We start from the raw sequence: 22807 nt of genomic DNA on the forward strand, positions 1-22807 counted from the left end.
CCTGTCGTCTATATCGGGGGCCAGGGAATCGCAATCTGGTCCTGGGGCATAAACGGCACAGTTCCATGTTGAGCGAGCATTCCCGCCCGCAGCGCCAGTGCCCCGCGCTCATCCGGGGTCAGGTATTCGGCGAGGACATCTGGGACCGAACCGGCAATAGAGTCCAGGGCTGAGCGCATCGAATCCGGCACTGTCACCCCCGAAAAGCCCCACAGGACTGTACGCAGCTTTGGCTGCGTGTGGAATGACAGCCCATTGTCAATTCCGCAGAATCGAGAGGCCGCGTGCGGATCCCACGTGCCGGGCAGAATGTGGCTGCCTTTGCGGTCAGCATTATTGGCCACGGCGTCGAACACGGCCAAGCGCAGCAGCCCATCATCCGGGCTGTGCGCAATGACCACCTGTTCGCCCGTCTCGGTTTCACCGGCTGCAGCGACCAGCCAGCCGTCAGGGACCTCAGAGGGCGGGCAAACAGTCACGGGGAGCTCGTAGTCACTGTCGGAAAGCACATATGCCTGCAGCGACCCCGGGCCCAGCGGGCCGTCATCAAGGAAGACAGTCGGCGGCACCTCGTCAATGCCCAGCAGACGCGCCAAGCGGAAGGCCGCGACTTCTCGTCGCGCCAGCGAACCGGCCGGAAAATCTCGCAGGGGCCGTTCACCCCGAACCGGCTTGTAGATGCCCCGCCGCATAGTCGGCCCGGAGCCAAAATCCCCTTCCAGCAGGCACAGAAAAACTTCGTTCGAGGCGCCGGGCACCTGACCGAGCACCGTCACCTGGGCTTGCGCCAGAGCGGATTCGATCATCGGGGAACCCCGTTGGCACGCGGGCACAGATGACCGCCCGGATCCAGGGGCAGGGAGCAGAACGGGCAGTCGGCGCGACCAGCGTTGACAACCTGGTCGGCGCGACGGGCGAACTCACGGGCAGATTCCGCGGACAGAACAACGCGCAGGACCGGCGCTTCAGCATCATCGTCGTCTGGTCCAAGGTTCATCGCGGAACATTCGATTTCCAGGTGACGGCGGCGGGTGTCCCACCCCAAACTCATTGTGCCCACGCGGAACTCCGGGTCGACCGGCATTTCGAGGTTGGCGTTGTCAGCATCGCCCGGGTCCGGTCCGGCAGGGATCATGTAGCCGTCAGCCGAACGAGACCTGACCATGTCCAGCAGTTCGTTGATTCGCTCGCCGAGAAGCTCGACCTGTTCCTTTTCGAGCGCAACGGTGACAACCCGATCGGCCTCCTTTGCCTGCAGATAGAAAGTGCGGTCCCCCGGCAGGCCGACGGTGCCCACGATGAACCGGTCGGGAGCGGGGAAGAAGTATTCGCTGGGAGCCATAGTCAACAGGGTAGTCGCTCAGCTCACACACGGTTACGATGGAACTATGAGCTCAGAACCGGAAGTCGCCCTCGAAGCCTTCATCGCAGCCATCCGCGAACACTACGCGGCCGCAGTCAAACGGACCTCCGACACCGACGAACGCGTCGAAGCCGCCTACATGGCACTTGCTGACGCGTATGAAGTCTACGAAGACGCACTGTACGTCGCCTATGACGAAGTAACCCCGTTCGAGCTTTTCGACGACATAGAAGATGCCCGCGAAGACGGCACTTTCGACGACGACTTCGACGATTTTGATGACGACGATGACTTCGACGACCCCGACTCTGACGATGAGGATGACGAAGACGACGACTGAGACTCGGGCGTCGACTGTGGGCAAGCTCTAAGCGATTTGCGGGCGAGTTTCCGCACACTGGTCAGCCTTGTCCGTTAGAGTCCCGTAGGGCCTGCTGAGACCGGCAGGACCGGAAGTCGTTTCGAAGGGATCGCATGGACTGGCTAGTGGCGACCATTTTGGGAATTGTGCAGGGACTCACTGAATTCCTGCCCGTGTCTTCGTCTGCGCATTTGCGGATCGTAGGTGAGCTGCTCATGCCGGGCCGTGAGCCGGGAGCGTTCTTCACCGCCATCATTCAGGTCGGCACAGAACTTGCCGTGCTCGTCTACTTCTGGAATGACATCGTCACGATCATCACCAAGTGGTGCAAAGCGCTTGTCGGCAAACACGATCGGCGCGATCCCGAAGTCCGCCTGGGCTGGCTGATCATCATCGGCTCTATTCCGATCGGAGTTTTGGGACTTCTGTTCGAAGAACAGATCACCTCGACATTCCGGTCGCTGTGGATCGTTGCGACGATGCTCATTGTGTTTGCGATTCTCATCGGCGTGGCTGACGCGGTCGGCAAGCGGGTGAACACTCTGGAAACCATGCACTGGGGCCAGGGACTCGCATTCGGATTTGCGCAGGCGCTGGCCCTTGTGCCCGGTGTTTCACGTTCGGGCGGAACGATCATGGCCGGTCGTTTTATGGGCTTCACCCGGCCCGCCGCGGCACGCTACTCATTCCTGCTGGCTATCCCCGCTGTTATGGCCTCGGGCGCCTACAGCCTGTTCAAGGCGGCAAAGGATCAGATTGAAGGAACGGCGTCCATGACGATCGGCTGGGGGCCGACTCTTCTGGCCACCTTCGTGTCGTTCGTAGTGGGCTATGTCGTTATCGTCGGCTTTCTGAAGTTCGTGCAGACGAAGTCGTTCGCTGTTTTCGTGTGGTACCGGATTGCCCTGGGCCTGCTTCTGTACGTGCTGCTGGGCACGGGAGTCCTCACCGCCGCCTGATTACCAGGCGCCGCCGGGCTTGTTCAGGCCCCTCCCCCAAGTGTTCGCGCCTGTCCTGTCTGCCCCTCGGACGACACGGACATGGCGGTAAGCACGGGAACTGGACCCGAGTAGTCGACTGTGGTCAGGGATCCGGGGGCTGCGGCGGTTCGCTGAAAGTGCTGCAGCGGCATGCCCAGGGCATCGGCGACAGCCATTTTGATGATGTCACCGTGGGTTACTACAACTGCCGTGGCGCCGCTTTCGAGAACGCTGAGCTCACTGAGGACAAGCCTGACTCCGCGGCGTGTTCGAAGCCAGGCGTCGTGCTGTGCTTCACCGCCTGGGAAAACCATGTCCTGCGGATTGTTCTGCACGCGGTCCCACGCGGGCAGAGTGCGCAGCTCTTCAAGTCGACGGCCAGACCAGTCGCCGTAGTCGACTTCAGAGAACTCTTCCATCACGGCGGCAGTCGGAGCAGCCGAGCCGTGTTTTTCGGCGTAGGCGGACATCAGAAGATCAGCCGTTTCGGCGCATCGTGCTATGTCAGAGACACGCCACAGAGCGACGCCGGAAGGCAGCAGACCAGCCGCGTCGCGCGCCTGCTGGCGGCCTGTCGCCGTCAGCGGATTGGCACCTCGGCGACCGGCGAGGATGCCTGCTAGGTTCGCCTCCGATTGTCCGTGGCGCGCGAAGATGATCTTCACCATAGAATCAGGCTAACGCGATGATACAGTGACGGCCACCCCAGGGAAGGAGCGAAGCCCAGGTGAAGCGAGAAATCGAATACGAAGTGCGCCAGGTGACTTTCCACCCGAAGATTTCGCGCAGCGAATCGCTGCGGGCACTGACCGAAGCGGCTGATACGGGCCGCTGGGAGCTGGCCCGGACAGTAGTCGGAATGGGCGGCCAGAAGACCGTCTGGCTGCGTCGCCGCGTTATGACGGTCGTGCGCACCGCATGAGGTCAGGCCCCAATCTCCTCTACATTTTTCCGGCCATTGCGACCGGACTCGCGGTTTCCCTGCAGGGGAAGTACAACGGTGAACTGACCGTCGAAATCGGCCACTGGATCTACAGTGCGGCCGTGTCTTTCGGCGGCGGGCTCGTCCTCATCTCCATTGTCACTGCGATACTCCCCGCCGGGCGGCGAGCCATTGCAACCACTGTCGGGCTTCTGCGCTCAAAGGCCCTTCCCTGGTGGATGTGTCTGGGCGGGCTCGGCGGCACCACGATCGTCATAGCCCAAGGCATCACGGTTCCGGCTTTCGGCGTAGCCGTTTTCACTATGAGCTTCACATCTGGCCAGCTGCTCGGTGCGCTGATCGTAGACAGCACACGGCTGCCCGCCGGCGGGCCGAAGCCGATTACCCTCGGCCGGCTCGTCGGTGTTGCCGTCGTTCTGGTGGGTGTGGCGATTGTGAGCGCCGGAGCATTCACGTCCGGCCTGCAGTGGTGGATTCCTCTGATTCCCTTTGCGTCCGGTGCGCTCACAGGGCTGCAGCACGCTTTCAACGGGAGGCTGTCAGCCGCCTCTGGTTCTGCGCTTGCCGCGACGACGATGAACTTCGTGGTCGGCCTTGCTGCCTTGGCTGTTGCCTGCGCCGTTGTGTTTGCCGCAGGCACTCCCCCGCTGAGGTTTCCGTCTGAACCGCTGCTGTATTCCGGCGGTCTGTTCGGCGTTGCCTTCATCTTGGTGTCCGCGCTCATTGTTCCTCGGCTGGGCGTGCTCATTCTGAGCCTGTCAACGCTGGTGGGCAATATGGGCGGTTCGCTCATCATTGACGCGGTGGCGGGAAGCGAACAGGCATTCACTCCTGCTTCGCTGGTGTCAATTGGGCTGGTGGTGCTCGGGGTTGTGATTGCCACTCTGCCCGGGAAACCCGTTATTGGGGGCCGCCGGGCAGTGCGGTCACACATCGACGTCGGCAGCTGATTGTGCAGCGGATGCCAGTCGCGCCGGTTAGGCGTTGATGAGGAAATCTCCCAGGATCTGCGTGCCGAATTCCAGGGTGTCGGTCGGGACGCGTTCGTCGACGCCGTGGAACATTGCGGGAAAGTCGAGATCCTTCGGCAGGCGAAGCGGGATGAACCCGTAGCCGGTGATCCCCAAGAAGCTCAGAGCTTTGTTGTCGGTGCCTGCTGACAGCGCGTAGGGCAGGACGTGGGCGTCCGGGTCGTAGGCGTGGACGCTGTTCTTCATCTGCTCGACGAGGTCGCCTTCGAAAGGCGTTTCGAGTGAAACGTGCTGAACCACCGGGACGATGTCGACGTCTGGACCAGCGAGTTCTTTCAGCTTCAGCAGAGCGTCTTCTGTGCGTCCGGGAATCGGTCGGCAGTCGACGAGGGCTTCTGCTGAACCGGGAATGACATTGTGCTTGTAGCCCCCGGCAAGTGCAGTCGGGTTTGCGCTTGTGGCAAATGTCGGTCCGACGAACTTCTCCACTGAGCCGAGTTCGGCGAGCAGAGCTGGGAAGTTCTCCTCCGTGTATTCGATTCCGGTGAGTTCCGCCACACCCTTGAGCAGTTCACGGGTTGCCTGAGGAATCTCTACGGGCCATTCGTACCTGCCTATGCGAGAGACAGCTTCGGCCAGCTTCACGATGGGGTTGTCGTCATTGCGCTGCGAGCCGTGGCCTGCGGTTCCCTTGGCTACCAGCTTGAGCCACTGCAGGCCCTTTTCCGCTGTCTGGACCAAGTAGACCCGCTCACCGCGCACATCGACGGAGTAGCCGCCGACTTCCGACACAGCTTCGCTCGCCCCGGCGAACACGTCGGGGTGATTGTCGACCATCCAGCCGGAGCCGAACTTTCCGCCTGCTTCCTCATCGGCAAAGAACACCACGAGGATGTCGCGGTCAGGAACAATGTTCTCGCGCATCATCTGGCGCACGACGGCAACGATCATGGCGCAGCCGTTCTTCATGTCCACAGCACCGCGGCCCCACAGCAGTCCGTCTTTGACCTCGCCGCCGAAAGGATCGACGCTCCATTCGGATGCATCTGCTGGAACGACGTCGGTGTGGCCGTGCATGACAAGTGCAGGCCTGTCCGGGTTCTTGCCCTTGATGCGGGCAACCAGGTTGGCTCGCCCGGGTGCCGATTCGTAGATCTCAGAGTCAAGCCCGACTTCTCTGAACTTCTGGGCGATGTAGTCAGCGGCAGGCCTTTCGGGGTTGGCCTTGCCTTCACCCCAGTTCTGAGTGTCAATCCGGATAAGCTCTGAGCAGATCTGAACAACTTCGGACTGAGCGGCAGAGAAGTCGATGTTCAAGGGTCACTCCTGTCTTTCAGTAGCCTGTGCTTCTTTCGCGGCGGACCAGCTGCCGAAGAACTTGCGCAGCGCCGGTCCAGAAGGCCGGTGTGCTCCCAGGGCGTTCTGGTGAGCCACCCACTCACCGTACGCGCGGAAGGACTGGTCGGACTGAGAATCTGCAATAAAGTCCGTCACAGACTGCACGTACTCTTCTCGGCTGAACCGGGTGGGCCCAGGAGCTTTGCCCCGGGTGGAAATGGGAATGCCGAGGCTGCGCATGGCAGTGTTCCACTGTTGGCCGCCGAGCTGAGCGCGCACGGTTTGGCTGGTGGGCGGCCACAGACGAACGCCTGCACTGCCGGCGCGGACAAGACGCGAAACAAACTGGCGACGCGATTTGTCGTAGGCAACAGCACTGAGCGGTTTGGCCGCATCAGAGCCTATGTGCTGTTGGGCTGCGGCGATGAGCCCTTCAATCTCGCTGATCTTCTCTGAGGGTGTGCCCTGCTGGGCGAAGCGCTCGAGGAGCACACGGCGGATCTCTGGGCTGAGAATACGGGCGCCGTGGTCGACAGGCAGTTTGTGGATGCGGCCGTATGTCGCCAATACCGCTGCCGTTGTCAGCTCTGATTCGAGATGCGCTTCTGCCATGCGTTCTCCGTTCATCCCAGCGCTCTTTCAGCTGATATAAGGCCAAGCGTACCGCGAGGAGCAAGAGCAGCGCGCGTTCTTCCTACAGGGTTTGGTACGCGGTGTCAGCAGCGTGGCGCGTTGGAAGGAAGTGCTGAAGCTGTCTGGTCCAACCCACTTATGTGGCTGGTATGAATCCACCGGCTATTGACAGGTATCGCTGTATTGGGCGTTTCTGTGCTGAGGTTTCACAAACACCGATATTGGTTGCAAATCACGGGCAAATTTGCGGGCCTTTGAATCTGTACTGAGCATAACAATCTGTGATCATCACCGAACTGTCTCACCTACCGTAATCTCATCTGAAGAAAACTGTTTCTGTTGCCCCTTGCTATATTCTGGACGCATAAGCGAACAGCGCCGCAAGATAAGGATGAAATATGCGACGTACATTCATGCTGGCAGCCGTTGCTGCTTTTCTACTGGTTTCCGGTTGCGGATCCGGACCAGATGGCCAAGCAGGAACTGTGACTGAAACGGAGGCCGCGAAAGCTCCCAAAGGACCGATCAAGGTTTCTATTGGCGACACTGTGGACGATGAGGAGGGTGGTTCGATCACCGCGCACGGGTACCGCGTGACGACCGACACTTTGGGCAAGAAAGTCGGCGCTGTTGACATTGAAGTCTGCCTTGGGCCGGACGTGCCCGCTGGGGTTGAAGACGCGGAAGGGCATGTCACGACTGATTATTGGTCTGCGGTCGACAAGGAGAATCGTCGTTACCAGCACCCGGGTGAATGGTCGGAGAACAAGGACGTATCACCCGTGCTCGATCCGGAGACTCCGGCTAGTTGGGGTGACTGTGTCCGAGGTTGGGCGCTCCTGGAAACGAACGACAAGACTGACGTCACAGAAATTCGCTACTACCGCCCCAAGGACGAGAACAGAAATGCCACCGATATCCGGTGGGCTGTGAAGTAGGATGAACTGCCAAACAACGCAAATGCGCCGGCATGTTGACCTATAGCCCTGTCTGCGGTGCGTTTGATCCCAGATAGAGCGCAAGGCCCGGAACTTCGGTTCCGGGCCACGTTTGTCTTTGTGCGCTGTGAGCTGTTTCGTTATGGCATCGTTCACTCCTATCTGGCGTCTGTGCACAGATGTGCCAGATGGTTGGTGGCCCCGGCGAACCGCGTGGTTTCAGGACATCGTTCCCCCCGCCGCTGGGAATCGGGCTGCGGATGTCTCATGACATCGTTCCAGTGATGTGTCGTGTCATCGTTCACGTCTACATTCAGACTGCCGACACCCTTTAGCCGGGTTCGGCGCCTTAGCAACAGCTTCTAACGGGAGTTTCTGCTGCTCAAGGGAAGCTCCGTGCGGCTCAAGCGTGGATGTGGTGTTAACGGGTGTGGGGACGCGGAATAGTCAGCCATCCAGCAGCCACGCTGGCAAGAGACAGCCCGCAGGCTTCAGTGGGTTCTGCAGATAAGGGCACATGCTCCAACTTGGGGTGTGCAGGACCTACAGCGGGGAACGATGACCCGACACATCAGTCGCCCCACACACAAAAAGTCCCGGAACATCGAGTGAACGATGTCCCGGGACTTCACACTGTGCGCGGAGGGGGACTTGAACCCCCACGACCGTATAAGTGGCCACTAGCACCTCAAGCTAGCGCGTCTACCAATTCCGCCACCCGCGCTGGGCAACAGCTGATACTTTACACGCTGGTCAGGCGATTGCAAAATCATCTGTGCACCACCCGTTCTGCGAGGCTCCTACACGCCGAGCGGACTGATCCGGGAAATGACGTGGGGCGCTCCGTCGGACTTGCGGGTGACAGCCGTCGTAATGCCGTCACCGGTCTGTGCCAGGCTGAATTCCACAGTGCTCGGCAGCAGGACCGGCTTGGCGAACTGGATCTCCCACACACAGGACTCACGCTCGACATCTGTCGAATTGAGCGCCCGCGAAGCCGTGTACATTCCGTGGGCAATGCGCCGCGGAAACCCGAAGGCCTTTGCTGCTACTGCGCTCAAATGAATCGGATTGCGGTCGCCGGACACAGCGGCGTAGCTGCCGCCGACTGCAGGGGCGAGCTTCCACTGTGCTGTTGGCCGTCCTACCGCGTGCCATTCGATCCGCGGAACCGCTTCGCCTTCTTCCGCGCCGATAAGCTCCACACCCTTAGCCAGGTAGACCGAGGTTTCTTCGAAAACCAGGGCTCCACCTCGGCGACCGATCACGTGAATATCGACCACAGCACCCTTGGTGTGTAGGCGAGGAGTTGAAACAGACGTTTCTACCTCGAGTTCGTCATCCACCCATACGGGTGTCAGCAGTTCAAAGCGGTTGTAGACGTGGACCATGCCGAGCACCGGCAGCGGGAACGCCTTGTCGGCCATGAGCTCGAGCGAAGGCAGGAAGCCCAGCGTGTGCAGATAGGCGGGACTGACGCGGTTGCCCACAGTTCCCGAGGTGACGCGCTGGAAGCGCGCCCACGCCGACGGATCAATACGGTGCGTTTGCGTCACGGATCTTGCGGGCGCGGATGCTGCCCTCGGTCCGCGGCGCAGTGCTGTAAGAGCCGCTTTCACATAGATGGAAGCGCTCATCACGCACCCACCATATTCTGCCCGCACACCCGCAGGGTCTGCCCATTGATGCCGCCGGCCGCGGGGCTTGCAAGGAACGCGATGGCCTCTGCGACATCGACTGTCAGACCGCCCTGCTGGAGGCTGGACAGGCGCCTGGCAACCTGGCGGGTCAGGAACGGCATAGCCGCGGTCATATCGGTTTCAATGAAGCCGGGTGCCACCGCGTTGATGCTGCCGCCGCGAGCAGCAAACTCGTCAGCACAGGCAGCTGCCATTCCGATGACACCGGCCTTGGAGGCAGAGTAGTTCGTCTGGCCGCGGTTGCCCGCAATACCCGATGTCGAGGCGAGGCTCACCACGTGCGGTTCGTTCCCCCACGCATCGGCCAGCTGGGAGTTGATGCGCAGCTGTGATTCGAGGTTCACCGCAAGCACCGCCTCCCACTGCTGCTGGTTCATATTGGCCAGCAGCTTGTCGCGGGTGATGCCGGCGTTGTGCACGAGGATATCGACGGCAGCGCCCACATCCTCGGCAAGACGGGCGCCTGCGTCTTCTGCAGTGACGTCGAGAGCGCACGCGCGTCCGCCGATCGAGTTCATGGTTTTCGCGAGAGCATCGCCAGCTGGCGGGACGTCAACGCCGACTACGTGTGCTCCGTCGCGGGCGAGGGTCTTCGCAATCGCTGCGCCGATACCGCGGGCGGCGCCCGTAACGACAGCAGTCTTCCCTGCCAGGGGGCCGTCGTCCCCAGTCGCTGCGAACTGTTCAGCGCCAATCGGCGTGCCTGCTGTCGAGTTCACGCGTAGGAACTGGCCGGACACATAGGCCGACTTCGAGGACAGGAGGAACCACAGGGCGCCCCGGACGCTCGGTGCGTCGAGGTCTACGCCGTCGAGCTGAATGCCGTTTGTCGTTGAACCGCGCAGCATTTCATGTGCCAGTGAGCGCGTGATGCCTTCAACGGCTTTGCGTGCCGAATTGAGTTCGGCAGACACACTGCTGTCCGGTGCGTGGTCAATTGTGACGATCCGGGCACAGGCGCTCATGCGCTTCAACGCCGCACCAAGCCCCAGGGAGATCTCTGCGAGGTCCGCGGGCGCTTTGATCTGGGTGTAGTCGGCAATGATTCCGCCGTAGCGGTAGGCGGGGTCAAAGCTGCGGTGCACGCTGAAGCTGTTCTCCTTGAGCATGTCAGCCAGCTGGTCTGCTGCACTGCCCGTGCCGACCACCAGAATCGGCTCTTTCAGATAAGCCGAACCGCTTGCAAAGCGCCGCAGCTTCACCGGTGCCGGCAGTCCGAGTTTCTTGATGATGCCTGCCAGCGGGCCGTTTGCAATGTTGATGTACTTATCAGCCATGTCATGCCTCCACAATTGCTGTGAGTCCCTGACCACCGGCCGCGCAGATGGAAATGAGAGCGCGTTTGCCGCCGGTTTCCTTAAGGTGCTTGGCTGCCGAGGCGACGATCCGCCCGCCCGTTGCCGCGAAGGGGTGACCGGCGGCCAGCGATGATCCATTCGGGTTGATCTTGCTGCGCTCGATCGCACCGAGAGGGGCGTCCAAGCCCAGGCGCTCACGGCAGAACTCTTCCGATTCCCACGCCGCGAGGTGACACAGAACGGTCGATGCGAACGCCTCGTGGATTTCAAAGAAGTCGAAGTCAGCGAAGGTGAGGCCATTGCGAGCCAGCAGGCGCGGCACCGCGTAGGCGGGAGCCATGAGCATGCCCTCATCGCCGGTGACGAAGTCAACAGCCGCAACCTCGGCGTCCTTCAGGTAAGCAAGCGGCTCGAAACCGTGCTGCTGAGCCCAATCCGGGCTGGACAGCAGGACTGAAGAAGCGCCGTCGGTCAGCGGTGTCGAATTGCCCGCGGTCATGGTTGCAGGCGCATCGAGCCCGTGACCGAAAACCGTGCCGAGGCGTGCAAGGGCTTCCGGGGTTGAATCGGGTCGAAGGTTGCCGTCGACAGTCAAGCCAAGGTACGGGGTGACCAGGTCGTCAAAGAATCCGCGGTCCCACGCGGCTGCAAGATTCCGGTGTGAGGCCGCGGCAAGCGCGTCCTGATCCTCACGGCTGATGGCCCAATCAGCGGTGGTGCGGGCCTGGTGTTCACCCATCGACAGGCCGGTGCGCGGTTCGCTGTTGCTCGGCGGTGACGGTGCGAGGTCGGCTGGCCGAATGCCCGCCAGAGCTTTGAGGCGCGCTGGCAGAGTGCGGGCGCGGGAAGCCTCCAGCAGCGCCCGTCGAAGGCCTTCACTGACTGCAATGGGGGCGTCCGAGGCGGAGTCGACTCCTGACGCGATGCCGGCTTCGATCTGGCCGACTTTGATCTTCTGCGCAATCGAGACGACGGATTCGAGTCCTGTTGCGCAGGCCTGCCCGAGGTCGAAAGCCGGAGTCTGCGGTGCGAGAGCCGAACCGAGAACAGCTTCGCGCGTGATGTTGAGATCGCGGGAGTGGCGGAGAACAGCACCGCCGGCGACAGCGCCGAGCGTGGTGCCGGCAAGGCTGAATCGTGCGGTAAGCCCGTCGAGAGCCGCGGTGAGCATGTCCTGCACGGAAGCTTCGGCGTATTCACGGTTGGCGCGGGCAAAAGGTATGCGGTTGCCGCCGAGAATGGCGGCTGGAGTCTGTGACACGGGAACCTCCTGAAGAGTTATCTGATACGAACAGTACTTGATACTGTGGCCGTATGGAACCGCAAAGACGCGATGGTCGCGCAGCACGATGGGACGCCCACCGCGCTCGCAGGCGCGCTGACCTGCTGCGCTCGGTGCGCAAGGCCGTCGACGCGCACGGCGATCTGTCAATGGATGAAATCGCCGCCGAAATCGGCACTTCCAAGACCGTCGTCTACCGCTACTTCGGTGACCGCACGGGTCTGCGCCGGGCTATGGGCGAATGGGCGCTCAAGCGCATCGAGCGCAGCCTCGACACCGGCGGGCAGGGCGCACCCAAAGATGAACTGCGAGACATGATCTTCGCCTTCGCACAATTTGCCGCAGGATCGCCGAATGTCTACCGATTCTGTGAAATCGCAGTCAGTCCAGACAGCCCGTTCATGAAGGGCATTGCCGAACTCATCGCCGCGCGCCTGCGCTTGAAGGGACCTGACGGATTGGCGTGGTCATACGGAGCACTGGGATTCATCCACTCTGCTGCACAGCACTGGCTGGCCCAAACACCGGTTGATGATCGCCCCGCTGACGACATTCCCTCCCATGAACATCTTGCCGCCACCCTGACCGACTGGCTGTACGCATCAGCCGCCACCCTCCCAGGAGAATCATGAGCCGCAAAGACCATCTGACGCTCGACGTCGACGTCCTGTCCTCCCTGCTTGACGGCACCCGCGCAGAATCCCGCGCTGCCGGTCGTGAATTCGCCGGAGGCGACGGCCTCCTGCTCGATGACAGCTGGACGCTGTCACAGAAGCGCGAGGCAACCCGCGAGAGCCTGCAGAAGCTCATCGATACGGGAATTGCGCGCTCTCCCCTGCCGAAGCGGCTTGGCGGGGACAACCGACACGACCAGCACATCACGATGTTCGAAGAGATTGTCACCGTCAGCCCGTCACTGCAGATCAAAGCCGGTGTGCAGATCGGCCTGTTCGCGGGCGCCATTCATCACCTGGGCAACGAGCAACAGCACGATGCGTGGCTGCTCGACGCGATCGAAGGGCGCCTTCTGGGCTCTTTCGCTATGACGGAAATCGGCCACGGCTCTGATGTTGCCGCTGTCGCCACAACTGCCGAGTACGATCCGCAGACACGCGAGTTCGTGATCAACACGCCGTTCCGCGCGGCGTACAAGGAGTACATCGGCAACGCGGCCTGTCACGCGCGTGCAGCGGTCGTGTTCGTCCGCCTCATCACCGCCGGTGTTGATCACGGCGTGCACGCACTGTTCGTTCCCGTCCGCGATGAATCCGGCAATCCCCTGCCCGGCGTCATAATCGAAGACGACGGGCACAAGGGCGGCCTGGCCGGTGTCGACAACGGCCGCTTTGCCTTCGATAACGTACGAGTTCCCCGCACCAACCTGCTCGACCGCTACGGGGCCGTCTCCGAAGACGGCGAGTACAGCTCCCCCATCGAATCACCCGGCAGGCGCTTCTTCACTATGCTCGGCACTCTTGTGCAGGGCCGCGTATCGCTTGTGGGCGCTTCCAACGCGGCGGCAAAACTGGCCGCCGACATCGCCGTGCGCTACGCACTGGCCAGGCGCCAGTTCCAAGCACCGGGTGCCGCAGAAGAATCTACGCTGCTGTCCTACCGTCGCCACCAGCACCGACTCATGCCGATGCTTGCGAAGATCTGGGCCAATCAAGCTGCATACGACCGGCTTCTGGACCGTTTCGACGCTGTGTTCTCCGGCCGAGAAGACACCGAAGAAGCCCGGGCAGAACTCGAAACCCTGGCCGCGGGACTGAAGGCCACAACCACCTGGGAAGCCCTTGACATCATCCAGGAAGCGCGCGAAGCGTGCGGCGGTGCAGGCTTCATGGCCGAAAACCGGCTGGTGGGACTGCGCCACGACCTCGACGTGTACGCCACGTTCGAAGGCGACAACACTGTCCTCCTGCAGCTGGTGGGCAAACGCCTGCTGACCGACTACGCGAGCGAAATGCGCGACCTCGACGTCGGCGGCATTGCCCGCTATCTCGGCAGCTACGCCGCGGAGCGAACACTGTTCCGCTCCGGCATTGCCAGTGTCAGCTCAACCATTGGCGACATCTTCACTCCCGCAATGAACGAAAAGCGCATCCGCTCCGGCCGCCTGCAGGAAGCCCTGCTGGCCTCGCGGGCAGAAGTCACGCTGACTGAGCTCGCCGCCAATCTCCGACCGGCGAAGAAGATGAGCTCAGCCGATGCCGCGGAGCTGTTCAACGATCACCAGAACGACCTCATTGAAACGGCGCGGGCCTACATCGAGCTGTACAAGTGGCGTGCACTCAACGACCTCATGCACTCCGTCGACACCGAAGACAATCCAGCAGAAGCGAAGTTCCTGCGGCGCCTGCGTGACCTCTACGGTCTCGAACTCATCAATGCGCACGCCGGATGGCACATCGCCAACGGGCGCCTGTCCATGACACGCGCCCGGCAGGTTGAGCCGACCATCAACCGTCTGGTGCGCAAACTCGCCGCCAACGCCGCCGAGGCAGCAGCGGCGTTCGGCTACGGCCCCGAACACCGCCGCTGCCCGATAGCCGACGGCGCAGAAGAACACCGCCAGCAGGAAGCGCACGACTACTACGCCGAGCTCAAGCGCAGCGGGAACATGCCGCGGGATGAAAAGGACATCTACCGCCGCAGGCAGCAGAGAGAAGCCCAGCTGAGAGCCAAAGCCGCGGACAGCTGATCTGAACCGCAGCGGCGCCTGCGAAAACGCGGCTGCGCTGCCTGCACCTCGTCAGTCGAGGAAGCGCGACACGTAGGCGCCCACTGCGCGGGCTTCCGTGAGGAAGCCGTCGTGACCGACTTCCGTGGGAATCTCGGCGTACTCGACCTCGCCCGGCAGGTTGTCGGCAATGAGCTTCACCTGCTGCGGCGGGTAGAGTCTGTCTGTCGACAGCGACAGAATCAGCGCCGATCCCGTATAGCGCGACAGCGCCTGGTCAAGAGTGTCCGCGCGTCCGCGACGCACGTCGTGATCGCGCAGGGCTTCAGTCAGGAGAATATACGCCTGCGCGTCAAAGCGGCCCACGAGTTTGTCCCCGTGGTAGTCCAGATAGGACTGCACAGCGTAATAGGGTTCGTCAGCCCTGTGCTGCAGACTGCGGCCGAAGCGCGAATTGAGCTCGGCATCGCTGCGATACGTCAAGTGCGCAATCTGGCGGGCCAGACCCAAGCCCTTTTCGGGTACAGCACCCAGTGCGGCATAGTCACCGCCCGCGTAGTCAGGGTCCATCGTGATGGCGGCAACCTGCGCGTGCGCCCAGGCAATCTGGTCCGCCTCGGAATACGCGGGGGCGGCCAGAACCGTCAGCCGCTGCACACGCTCAGGCGCTTCAAGAGCCAATTCCAAAGCCCTCGCCCCGCCCATCGAACCGCCAATCGCCGCATACAGGCTCTCAATGCCCAAATGGTCCAGCAGGAGCAGCTCCAGACGAGCCATATCGCGGATGGTGACCCGTGGAAAGCGCCCACCGTAGGGCAGACCGTCCGGTGCGGTCGACAGCGGTCCGGTAGTGCCGGTGCAGCCTCCCAGAGCATTGGTGCAGATGACGAAGAAGCGGTTGGTGTCAATCGGTCGACCCGGACCGACAAGCTCTTCCCACCACCCGGGCGCGGCGCCGGCCGCATGGGCATCCATGCGGCCGGACGTCACGTGAGAGTCACCGGTGAGGGCGTGTTCGACAATCACCGCATTCGTCTTCTCGGCGTTGAGCGTGCCGAATGTTTCATATGCGACGCTGACGTGCTCGAGAGTTCCCGACTCAAGGGTGAAGTCGTCGATCTCGAATACTCTGTTCACACTGGTGACTGTCATAGTGGATCAGCCGCGGGCCGCGGCGAAGCCCTTCTCGAGGTCGGAGAGGATGTCGTCGATGCCCTCAATGCCCACCGACAGGCGGACAAACGCGGGATTGACTCCGGCTGCAAGCTGCTCTTCTTCGCTCAGTTGGGCGTGAGTTGTCGAAGCCGGGTGGATGACGAGCGAACGGACATCGCCGATATTGGCCACGTGGCTGTGCAGTTCGAGTGCTTCGACGAACTTCACCGCTGCGTCGTAGCCGCCTGCGATGTTGAAGCCGAGAACCGATCCGACGCCCTTGGGCAGGTACTTCTTTCCCGTTTCGTACCACGGGGAGGACTCCAGTCCCGCGTAGGCCACCGATTCGACGTCGTCGCGAGCTTCGAGCCATTCGGCGACCCGGGTGGCGTTTTCAACGTGGCGCTCCATGCGCAGCGACAGGGTTTCGATTCCCTGCTGCAGGAGGAACGCGTTGAACGGCGATGCCGAATTGCCGAGGTCGCGCAACAGCTGCACGCGGATCTTCAGTCCGTAGGACACATTCGCGCCGAACGGCGAGTCAGCGCCGAGGTCACGGGCGAAGACCAGGCCGTTGTAGGAGTCATCCGGTTCGTTGAAGCCGGGGAACTTCTCCGGGTTCTTGCCGTAGTCGAAGTTGCCGGAGTCGACGATGACACCGGCGATCGAAGTGCCGTGCCCGCCGAGGAACTTGGTGGCCGAGTGCACGACGACATCAGCACCGTGCTCGATGGGACGCAGCAGGTACGGGGTTGCCAGGGTGTTGTCGACGATGAGCGGCACCCCGGCTTCGTGTGCGACGTCGGAAACAGCGCGGATGTCGAGCACGTCCGAACGGGGGTTCGAAATGGTTTCGCCGAAGAACGCCTTGGTGTTGGGCTTCACGGCGCGCTTCCACGCTTCGATGTCGCTGGGGTCGTCAACGAAGGTCGTTTCGATGCCGAGCTTGCGCAGAGTCACGTTGAGCAGGTTGTAGGTGCCGCCGTAGAGGCTGGGGCTGGACACGATGTGGTCGCCGGCTTCGACGATGTTGATGAGCGAAAGAAACTCTGCCGACTGACCCGAGGAAACGAGAACCGCGTGGACGCCGCCTTCGAGGCTGGCGATCCGGTTTTCGACTGCTTCAACCGTCGGGTTGGTCAGGCGGCTGTAGATGGGGCCCAGTTCCGCGAGGGCGAAGCGGTCGGCCGCGGTCTTCGTCGAGTCGAAGACGAACGAGGTGGACTGGTAGATGGGCAGGGCGCGTGCGCCGGTCTGGCTGTCCACTACCTGGCCGGCGTGGATCTGGCGGGTTTCAAAAGCCTGTTCGGCCATGGGGTTCTCCTCAGCGAAATCGTGTGTCCCAGTTGGGTTCGGTCTGGTCGTGTCTGGGCTGTCAAAGCTCACGCTAGGTTCGTGTGCGCCCCTGCTGCCGCGGTCTCGTCATGTCTGTGTCACGGCTTGTCATATTCGGTCACACACTCGTCGGTTCGCGTCATGAAGCAGATATGAACGGCAGTTCAGACAGCCTTGAAGTCGGCAGTCGCGACACCCGCCGTCACAGTGCTACTGGAAGTCGCGGGAGCGGACGGGCAATTCGACTTCCAGCGGCACGAGGCTGTGGGCGTAGAGGCTGATGACAGTCCCTGCGCGCTGAATGAGGCCCGTGACCGCTATTGCACTGCTCGTGAGCGCATGTGGTGAGAACCGGCGGATGAACCCGCGGGTGCACACGATGTTGAGCATGCCGAACTCGTCTTCCAGGTTGATGAACGTGATGCCCTGCGACGTGCTCGGCCGCTGTCGGTGCGTCACAATCCCGGCGACAGTCACACGCTGTCCCTGAGCGGCGCGCCGCACATCTGCCGTCGACCAGCAGCCGCGTGCCGCAAGCTGAGCGCGCAGGTGCTCCGTTGGATACCCCTCAACAGTGATTCCGGTGGAGAACAGCTGTGCGAGCGTGACATCGAAGTCGTCCATAGTCGGCAGCGTGGGCGACTGTGCTGCAGGCGCGGTTCCCGGGAGCGTCTGCGGCCCCGCCCGGCCCAAAGCACCGGCCGTCCACAGCGCCTGGCGGCGGTCAACGCCAAAGCAGTCAAAGGCTCCGGCGGTGGCAAGGGCTTCAAGCACCCTCACGCCCACCCCGGTGCGTTCGGCAACATCGACGATTGACGTGTACTCCCCTCTCTGCCGTTCCTGTTCTATGGCACAGGCGGCATCGGCAACCCCCTTGACTTCACTCAGCCCCAAGCGGATGGCGAACCCGCCGGAAGACTCGGCATCCGCCTCGAGATCCGTGCGCGCGCCAGAAGAGTTGATGTGCACGGGGCGAATGTCAATCCCGTGGCGCCTGGCATCGGAGATGAGCGACTGCGAAGAGTAGAAGCCCATGGGCTGGCTGCGCAGAAGCCCCGCTGTGAAGGCCGCGTGGTGGCGGTATTTGAACCACGCGGATTCATAGACCAAGCCCGCAAAGGACAGTGCGTGAGACTCCGGGAAGCCGTAGTTGGCAAATGCCGCGATCTTGTCGAAGATGACCTGCGCTGTCTGTTCGTCAATTCCGCGCTGGGCGCATCCGGCGTGGAAGCGCTGTTGAAGTTCGCGCATCTTCCGCTGGCTGCGGGAAGCTCCCATGGCGCGGCGCAGCTCATCGGCGTCTGTCCCGGAGAACCCGGCGACGTCAATGGCCAGCTGCATGAGCTGCTCTTGAAACAGCGGAACCCCGAGTGTCTTCTCCAGTGCCTGTCGTGTGCTGGGGTGAATGTAGTCGACATCCTCCAAGCCCTGCTTACGGCGAATATACGGGTGCACGGACCCACCTTGAATGGGTCCGGGTCGGATGAGCGCAACCTGCACCGCGAGGTCGTAGAAGCTGCGCGGTCTGAGTCTGGGCAGTGTGGCCAGCTGAGCGCGCGATTCCACCTGAAACACGCCCAGTGCATCGGCGCGGCACAGCATGTCGTAGACCCCGTCCTCCTGGGGTATCTGCGCCCGGTCGATGCGCGTTCCGGTGTGGCGGTCAACGAGGTCGACCATTTCGTGCAGCGCCCCGAGCATGCCGAGGCCCAGAAGATCGAATTTGACCAGGTCCATCGCCGCACAGTCATCCTTGTCCCACTGGAGCACCGTGCGGCCGGGCATGGAGGCCTGTTCGATGGGAACCACTTCACCCAGGGGACGGTCGGCAAGAACCATGCCGCCGGAGTGGATGCCCAGGTGCCGCGGTGTGCCCAGCAGACCTTCTGCCAGCTGAAGCACCTGGGGCGGGGCCGGGGATTCATCGGCCGGAGGAAGAGAGCGCCAGCGGCTGATGCCCTTGGTGAACGCGTCTTGTTGGCCGGGGCTGTAGCCCAGTGCGTGCGCGGCATCCCGTATGGCCGATCGGGGCCGATAGGTGATGTAGTTGGCCACCTGCGCTGCGCGGTCGCGCCCGTAGGTTCGGTAGGTGTACTGGATGACTTCTTCGCGCCTGTCGGATTCGATGTCGAGGTCGATATCCGGGTAGCCTGCGCGCTCGGGGCTGAGGAAACGGTCAAACAGCAGCTGGAACTGGACGGCGTCGACGGCTGTCACGCCGAGCACAAAGCACACCGCCGAGTTTGCCGCTGATCCTCGCCCCTGGCAGAAGATGTTGTTGTCGCGGCAGAAGCGCGCAATGTCTTCGACTATGAGGAAGTAGCCGGCAAGCCCCATGGAGTCGATGACGTCGAGTTCGCTGTGGACCTGCTCCCACGCCCGAGGTGCCGCTTCCGGGCCGCCGTATCGTTTCCAGGTGCCTTGGGTCACCAGATCGCGCAGGTGCTCGCTGTCTGTTCTTCCGTCCGGCACGGGCGGACTCGGCAGCCCGGCGCGTGCTGCGCGCAGCTCGAATGCACATTCGTCTCCGATGGCAGCGGCGGTAAGGACCGGACCGCGGCCGAATCGCGCCAGCATTTCGGCTGGTGTGTGGATCCTGGCGGAAGCTGTCGGCGGCAGCCACCCGGCCAGTTCGGACAGCGGAAGGCGGGAGCGAACGGAAGCCCGCACCTGCGCATCGTGGAATCCTGAGCGGTCAGCGTAGTGCACCGCGTTTGTGGCTGCGGCGGGCAGACGGAACCGGGCTGCGAGATCTTCGAGGTGGGCTATGCGCGCATCGTCGCCGGGAAGGCCGAAGCGGGTGAGTTCGACGACAACCCGTTCGCGGCCGAACAGGTCGACAAGCCGCCGCAGTGCGCCTGCGCCCCCATCGGGATCACCGAGTGCCCGGCCCAGGTGCCCTTTGCGGCAGCCGGTGAGGATCTTCCAGTCGGCTTCGAGTGCTGCGAGTTCTTCGAGCTCGAACACCGGCCTGTTCTTTTCGCCGCGCATACTGGCTCGGGTGATTGCCGCTGACAGCTGCCGATAGCCTTCAACCCCGGCGGCCAGCACCAGCAGGTGATGAGCTTCAGGGTCAACCTGGCCGGGGATCTTCTTCTGAAGTCCGAGTGACAGCTCCGCGCCGAACACCGTGGGGATCTTGTGTTCACGGGCAGCCTGGGCAAACTGCACTGCCCCGCCGAGGCTGTTGTGGTCTGTCAGCGCCATCGCACTCAGTCCCGTCAGGGCTGCCTCCTCTATCAGTTCGTTCGGCTGTGAGGCCCCGTCGAGGAAGCTGTAGACCGAGTGAGCGTGCAGTTCGGCGTAGCGGATGGCACCTGGGGCCGTGCGCACGGCAGGCACGGGTGGTGCCGATGGTGACGAGGGGCCTGCTTTTGCGGCGGCGGGCCAGCCCGCTCCTACCGGGCTGCCAGTTGCAGGGCCCGGCTGCGTGGCTGACAGGCGCCGTTCGAGTTCCGACCACGGTGTGCGGGGGTTGAAGCCGCTCATTCGTACCTGCCGACAATCGACCACTGCCCGTCTTCTTTTTTCAGCAGAAAGGCACGATCGTCGTCTGTCAGCACCTGCAGGCGAACCCGGTACTGTCCCGGTGGGTCCCACCATTCGGCTTCGACGGGCCAGGCGGAAGAGTAGGCGATCACGCGGCTGTGTTCCCCTCCTGACCACACGATCCTGTCCGGTGGACTGTCCAGCCCTGACGGTCTGGCCACGACCGTGTTGCCGCGTGTGTCAAAGAGGTCGATATCGGCTGTCTCAACGAGGGTAGGTCGGGGTGCCGGAAGTGCGCCGGGCCAGGGCGCCTGACTGTCTCTGAGCGGCCGAGGCGACTGCTGCCACGGGGTCCACAGGTTCGTTTCGCTGGGTTCGCGGCCGCCCTGTACGTGCGGTACGCGCACGGCGTCGGGGCCGAAGAGCCCCTGTAGGCGTTCGAGTGTGCGGCTGACGTCTCCTGACCGGGAACTGAAAAGATCCGCGGTGCTTTCCAGCGGGCGGACGAGTTCGGCCGCTGTGAGTTCGATGAGGCTGACGCCGTCGCTGTCGGGTTCCGGGGAGCCGGCGTCTGGGGCCTGCGATGCTGAGACTGGAGTGTTGCCGCGTGTGGCCATCCAGCCATCAGCCTGCCAGCGGACGCGGTCGGCAATGTGCGATTCGTCCATGTCCGGCAGTCGCCACGTGCGCTGTTCGGGTTCTGTCCCGCGGCTGTGCAGGACGACTGTCACCTGCGTGCACACCAGTCCGGTGGAGCGGACGCGACGGAACAGCTCTGCCGCTGCGCTGCGCGCATAGAAGGACAGTGCGTCGGATCGGCCGGTGGGCGGTTCTATGGGACAGGAGACAGTCACATCGACCGCCCGGAGATGGGTGGTCGGAAGAGATTCGGTCAGCCCCGCCGCCAACAGTCGGGCTCTCCGGCCGACAGAGCCGAAGCGCGTGTAGACGCTGTCAGCTGACAGCGCCGCGAGATCACCCAGGGTTCTAAGCCCCAGGTGGCTCAGCTGCTGGACGAAGTCCGCGTAGCGCTCCGGGTGGGCTTCTGCCAGAGTGCTGACCGGCAGCGGCGCGAGGAATTCTGCGGTTCTGCCTGCCTCAACGCGATGTGAACGATGCGCTGCGAGCACCGCCGCAAAAGGCGAGTCGGCAATGCCCGCCAGCACTTCCCACCCGGTGGCATCGGTCAGCACCGTCAGCAGTTCTTCTGCCGCGGCGTCTTCAGTGTGGGTGTGGGAAAAGGAGCTGACGGGAACGCCGACGGTGCCCGGCCGCAGCAGAGTGAAGCGAGCCATGCGATCTTCGAGGATTCCCACGCTGCGGGCAAAGAGCCGCTGTTCGATGTCTTCGCTGTAGTCGAGAACAGCCGCCTGCGGGCAGCGGTGACCGACGGCTCGGCGGCCCAGGCCCACGGCAATGCCTGCTGTCCTGGCCTGCGCGTCGGCGCTGATGACACGCCCGGCGTGCAGAACGACAGCCGGTGTGCTCGGCGGAATGTCGGCAGCTTCAGCATGAGCGACGGCGGTGAAATCGGGAACGTGGAGCACGAGCGTGCGCAGAGTGCCTCCGGGCTCAGCCGGCCGACGCTGGGCAGCTGTGCGCGCAGTGCTGGCGCGGCGAGAATCAGACAAGGCGAAAGCCCCTTTCCTCAGCGCACCCAGATGGGCCGGGCAGGAGCAGCTGGACACGATCGCGGCCGCGGTGGACCGTAACAGTGCATTCGCTGAGCGCTCCCGCGCCCTGTGCCAGGCCCGTCCACCGTGGCGAAGTGACAGACACTGTGCTGCCGGCGATCCCCTTTGGCTGTCGGCTGCGCCCCACCACGAGCAGACTCATGTTCCTTTCGCGCACTTTTGCCCGCAGGCGCGCCTGTTCGGCGGGTGTGAGCGAGAAGCCCGGGCGGACAATGACAGCGGAAAAGGACTCCACGAGAATCGACACGGCACGCAGCCAATCGCGGGTGTCGACTTCAATGCTGGCAAAGCGGCTGAGGGAAACTCCGTAGTCGGCAATTGCCTGAACCGCGGGCTCCCCCACCCCAACAGCGGCCGTCCAGCAGTCTTCTGTGCTCAGGCGCGCCACGGACGCCAGTGCGAGCGACAGAGCCTGCGGCCCGACGATCTCAGTTATTTCACCGCGCGGCAGACCAGTGGGAAACACTGAGCGCAGCCCGGAGACCACGGGGAAGGCGGGCTTTGCCTCCGCCAGGTCGCGAGCAGTGCTCACACCCGGCAGGCGGCGCAGCTGCGCAAGCGCTGCGGACACGGCATGAACGGACATACACCCAGTATCGAACGGGTGTTCTAATAGTGCAAATGGATCTTCGAATAGACTAGTG

At 62.8% G+C, this 22807-nt stretch carries 20 protein-coding genes and 1 tRNA gene; 7 read left to right on the forward strand and 14 right to left on the reverse strand.

Features of this window, described 5'->3' with window-relative positions:
• Nucleotides 1-8 precede the first annotated feature (8 nt).
• Both HMPREF3162_RS06390 and HMPREF3162_RS06395 read right to left on the reverse strand, forming a co-directional pair.
• Entirely contained in the window at nt 9-806 is a 798-nt protein-coding gene (locus HMPREF3162_RS06390; protein ID WP_070777308.1) for an SCO1664 family protein, read from the reverse strand.
• Nucleotides 803-1342 (reverse strand): DUF3090 domain-containing protein, encoded by a 540-nt coding sequence (locus HMPREF3162_RS06395; RefSeq protein ID WP_070777311.1) that lies wholly within the window; start codon nt 1340-1342, stop codon nt 803-805. Before HMPREF3162_RS06395 ends, HMPREF3162_RS06390 begins: the two co-directional genes overlap by 4 nt.
• A 46-nt stretch (nt 1343-1388) precedes the next feature.
• Here HMPREF3162_RS06395 and HMPREF3162_RS06400 point away from each other — a divergent pair, with 46 nt between their 5' ends.
• Together HMPREF3162_RS06400 and HMPREF3162_RS06405 are read left to right on the forward strand one after the other, a co-directional pair.
• Complete coding sequence (locus HMPREF3162_RS06400; protein WP_070572736.1) at nt 1389-1703, forward strand: hypothetical protein; 315 nt, start codon at nt 1389-1391, stop codon at nt 1701-1703.
• 134 nt (nt 1704-1837) lie between these two features.
• Complete coding sequence (locus HMPREF3162_RS06405) at nt 1838-2683, forward strand: undecaprenyl-diphosphate phosphatase (RefSeq protein WP_070572734.1); 846 nt, start codon at nt 1838-1840, stop codon at nt 2681-2683.
• Nucleotides 2684-2706: 23 nt separating this feature from the next.
• On the opposite strand, the gene HMPREF3162_RS06410 is transcribed toward HMPREF3162_RS06405, so the two are convergent.
• Nucleotides 2707-3372, reverse strand: a complete 666-nt coding sequence (locus tag HMPREF3162_RS06410; protein ID WP_070572732.1) for a histidine phosphatase family protein — start codon at nt 3370-3372, stop codon at nt 2707-2709.
• 59 nt (nt 3373-3431) lie between these two features.
• Between HMPREF3162_RS06410 and HMPREF3162_RS06415 the strand changes: the two genes are divergently transcribed.
• A complete protein-coding gene (locus HMPREF3162_RS06415) occupies nt 3432-3626 on the forward strand; it encodes a DUF5703 family protein (RefSeq protein ID WP_070572731.1) in 195 nt (64 codons plus the stop codon).
• A complete protein-coding gene (locus tag HMPREF3162_RS06420) occupies nt 3623-4597 on the forward strand; it encodes a DMT family transporter (protein ID WP_070572729.1) in 975 nt (324 codons plus the stop codon). The genes HMPREF3162_RS06415 and HMPREF3162_RS06420 overlap by 4 nt, the downstream gene beginning before the upstream one ends.
• Nucleotides 4598-4624: 27 nt before the next feature.
• Here the strand turns inward: HMPREF3162_RS06420 and HMPREF3162_RS06425 are convergent, their stop codons facing one another.
• Both HMPREF3162_RS06425 and HMPREF3162_RS06430 read right to left on the reverse strand, forming a co-directional pair.
• Complete coding sequence (locus tag HMPREF3162_RS06425) at nt 4625-5935, reverse strand: M20/M25/M40 family metallo-hydrolase (protein ID WP_083304036.1); 1311 nt, start codon at nt 5933-5935, stop codon at nt 4625-4627.
• Nucleotides 5936-5938: 3 nt separating this feature from the next.
• Nucleotides 5939-6568 carry a hypothetical protein gene (locus tag HMPREF3162_RS06430; protein WP_141750123.1) on the reverse strand — a complete coding sequence of 210 codons (630 nt, stop codon included), beginning with the start codon at nt 6566-6568 and terminating at the stop codon, nt 5939-5941.
• Between the two features lie 506 nt (nt 6569-7074).
• Here HMPREF3162_RS06430 and HMPREF3162_RS06435 point away from each other — a divergent pair.
• Complete coding sequence (locus tag HMPREF3162_RS06435) at nt 7075-7527, forward strand: hypothetical protein (RefSeq protein WP_070572726.1); 453 nt, start codon at nt 7075-7077, stop codon at nt 7525-7527.
• A gap of 636 nt (nt 7528-8163) precedes the next feature.
• On the opposite strand, the gene HMPREF3162_RS06440 is transcribed toward HMPREF3162_RS06435, so the two are convergent.
• The 4 genes from HMPREF3162_RS06440 to HMPREF3162_RS06455 all read right to left on the reverse strand — a co-directional run bounded on the left by HMPREF3162_RS06440 (nt 8164) and on the right by HMPREF3162_RS06455 (nt 11786).
• A tRNA-Leu gene (locus HMPREF3162_RS06440) sits at nt 8164-8251 on the reverse strand.
• Between the two features lie 76 nt (nt 8252-8327).
• Nucleotides 8328-9164, reverse strand: coding sequence for a MaoC/PaaZ C-terminal domain-containing protein (locus HMPREF3162_RS06445; protein ID WP_070777314.1), 837 nt, complete (start codon nt 9162-9164; stop codon nt 8328-8330).
• Entirely contained in the window at nt 9164-10504 is a 1341-nt protein-coding gene (locus HMPREF3162_RS06450; protein ID WP_070777316.1) for a 3-oxoacyl-ACP reductase, read from the reverse strand. The genes HMPREF3162_RS06445 and HMPREF3162_RS06450 overlap by 1 nt, the downstream gene beginning before the upstream one ends.
• A 1-nt stretch (nt 10505) precedes the next feature.
• A complete protein-coding gene (locus HMPREF3162_RS06455) occupies nt 10506-11786 on the reverse strand; it encodes an acetyl-CoA C-acetyltransferase (protein WP_070777319.1) in 1281 nt (426 codons plus the stop codon).
• A gap of 53 nt (nt 11787-11839) precedes the next feature.
• Between HMPREF3162_RS06455 and HMPREF3162_RS06460 the strand changes: the two genes are divergently transcribed.
• Together HMPREF3162_RS06460 and HMPREF3162_RS06465 are read left to right on the forward strand one after the other, a co-directional pair.
• A complete protein-coding gene (locus HMPREF3162_RS06460) occupies nt 11840-12439 on the forward strand; it encodes a TetR/AcrR family transcriptional regulator (RefSeq protein WP_070572719.1) in 600 nt (199 codons plus the stop codon).
• Nucleotides 12436-14511, forward strand: coding sequence for an acyl-CoA dehydrogenase family protein (locus HMPREF3162_RS06465; RefSeq protein WP_070777322.1), 2076 nt, complete (start codon nt 12436-12438; stop codon nt 14509-14511). Before HMPREF3162_RS06460 ends, HMPREF3162_RS06465 begins: the two co-directional genes overlap by 4 nt.
• A gap of 51 nt (nt 14512-14562) precedes the next feature.
• Here the strand turns inward: HMPREF3162_RS06465 and HMPREF3162_RS06470 are convergent, their stop codons facing one another.
• The 5 genes from HMPREF3162_RS06470 to HMPREF3162_RS06490 form a co-directional block, all read right to left on the reverse strand.
• Nucleotides 14563-15642 (reverse strand): homoserine O-acetyltransferase MetX, encoded by a 1080-nt coding sequence (locus HMPREF3162_RS06470; protein ID WP_070572715.1) that lies wholly within the window; start codon nt 15640-15642, stop codon nt 14563-14565.
• Nucleotides 15643-15648: 6 nt separating this feature from the next.
• The gene (locus HMPREF3162_RS06475; RefSeq protein ID WP_256282685.1) at nt 15649-17031 is read right to left on the reverse strand and encodes a bifunctional o-acetylhomoserine/o-acetylserine sulfhydrylase; all 1383 of its coding nucleotides are present in this window, start codon (nt 17029-17031) and stop codon (nt 15649-15651) included.
• A 159-nt stretch (nt 17032-17190) separates the two neighbouring features.
• Nucleotides 17191-20469 carry an error-prone DNA polymerase gene (locus HMPREF3162_RS06480; protein ID WP_083304035.1) on the reverse strand — a complete coding sequence of 1093 codons (3279 nt, stop codon included), beginning with the start codon at nt 20467-20469 and terminating at the stop codon, nt 17191-17193.
• Nucleotides 20466-22100, reverse strand: coding sequence for a DNA polymerase Y family protein (locus tag HMPREF3162_RS06485; RefSeq protein WP_083318933.1), 1635 nt, complete (start codon nt 22098-22100; stop codon nt 20466-20468). The genes HMPREF3162_RS06480 and HMPREF3162_RS06485 overlap by 4 nt, the downstream gene beginning before the upstream one ends.
• Nucleotides 22093-22749: a hypothetical protein gene (locus tag HMPREF3162_RS06490; RefSeq protein ID WP_070777324.1), complete on the reverse strand. Its 657-nt coding sequence runs from the start codon at nt 22747-22749 to the stop codon at nt 22093-22095. The genes HMPREF3162_RS06485 and HMPREF3162_RS06490 overlap by 8 nt, the downstream gene beginning before the upstream one ends.
• Nucleotides 22750-22807: the final 58 nt, after the last annotated feature.

Origin of the sequence: Brevibacterium sp. HMSC07C04, from assembly GCF_001815905.1 — a bacterium.
Classification (GTDB): domain Bacteria; phylum Actinomycetota; class Actinomycetes; order Actinomycetales; family Brevibacteriaceae; genus Brevibacterium.

Excerpts from the sequence above, each read along its gene's own strand:
- HMPREF3162_RS06390 (WP_070777308.1), bottom strand. The coding sequence starts at position 806 with ATGATCGAATCCGCTCTGGCGCAAGCCCAGGTGACGGTGCTCGGTCAG.
- HMPREF3162_RS06395 (WP_070777311.1), bottom strand. The coding sequence starts at position 1,342 with ATGGCTCCCAGCGAATACTTCTTCCCCGCTCCCGACCGGTTCATCGTG.
- HMPREF3162_RS06400 (WP_070572736.1), top strand. The coding sequence starts at position 1,389 with ATGAGCTCAGAACCGGAAGTCGCCCTCGAAGCCTTCATCGCAGCCATC.
- HMPREF3162_RS06405 (WP_070572734.1), top strand. The coding sequence starts at position 1,838 with ATGGACTGGCTAGTGGCGACCATTTTGGGAATTGTGCAGGGACTCACT.
- HMPREF3162_RS06410 (WP_070572732.1), bottom strand. The coding sequence starts at position 3,372 with ATGGTGAAGATCATCTTCGCGCGCCACGGACAATCGGAGGCGAACCTA.
- HMPREF3162_RS06420 (WP_070572729.1), top strand. The coding sequence starts at position 3,623 with ATGAGGTCAGGCCCCAATCTCCTCTACATTTTTCCGGCCATTGCGACC.
- HMPREF3162_RS06430 (WP_141750123.1), bottom strand. The coding sequence starts at position 6,568 with ATGGCAGAAGCGCATCTCGAATCAGAGCTGACAACGGCAGCGGTATTG.
- HMPREF3162_RS06445 (WP_070777314.1), bottom strand. The coding sequence starts at position 9,164 with ATGAGCGCTTCCATCTATGTGAAAGCGGCTCTTACAGCACTGCGCCGC.
- HMPREF3162_RS06450 (WP_070777316.1), bottom strand. The coding sequence starts at position 10,504 with ATGGCTGATAAGTACATCAACATTGCAAACGGCCCGCTGGCAGGCATC.
- HMPREF3162_RS06460 (WP_070572719.1), top strand. The coding sequence starts at position 11,840 with ATGGAACCGCAAAGACGCGATGGTCGCGCAGCACGATGGGACGCCCAC.
- HMPREF3162_RS06465 (WP_070777322.1), top strand. The coding sequence starts at position 12,436 with ATGAGCCGCAAAGACCATCTGACGCTCGACGTCGACGTCCTGTCCTCC.
- HMPREF3162_RS06470 (WP_070572715.1), bottom strand. The coding sequence starts at position 15,642 with ATGACAGTCACCAGTGTGAACAGAGTATTCGAGATCGACGACTTCACC.
- HMPREF3162_RS06480 (WP_083304035.1), bottom strand. The coding sequence starts at position 20,469 with ATGAGCGGCTTCAACCCCCGCACACCGTGGTCGGAACTCGAACGGCGC.
- HMPREF3162_RS06490 (WP_070777324.1), bottom strand. The coding sequence starts at position 22,749 with ATGTCCGTTCATGCCGTGTCCGCAGCGCTTGCGCAGCTGCGCCGCCTG.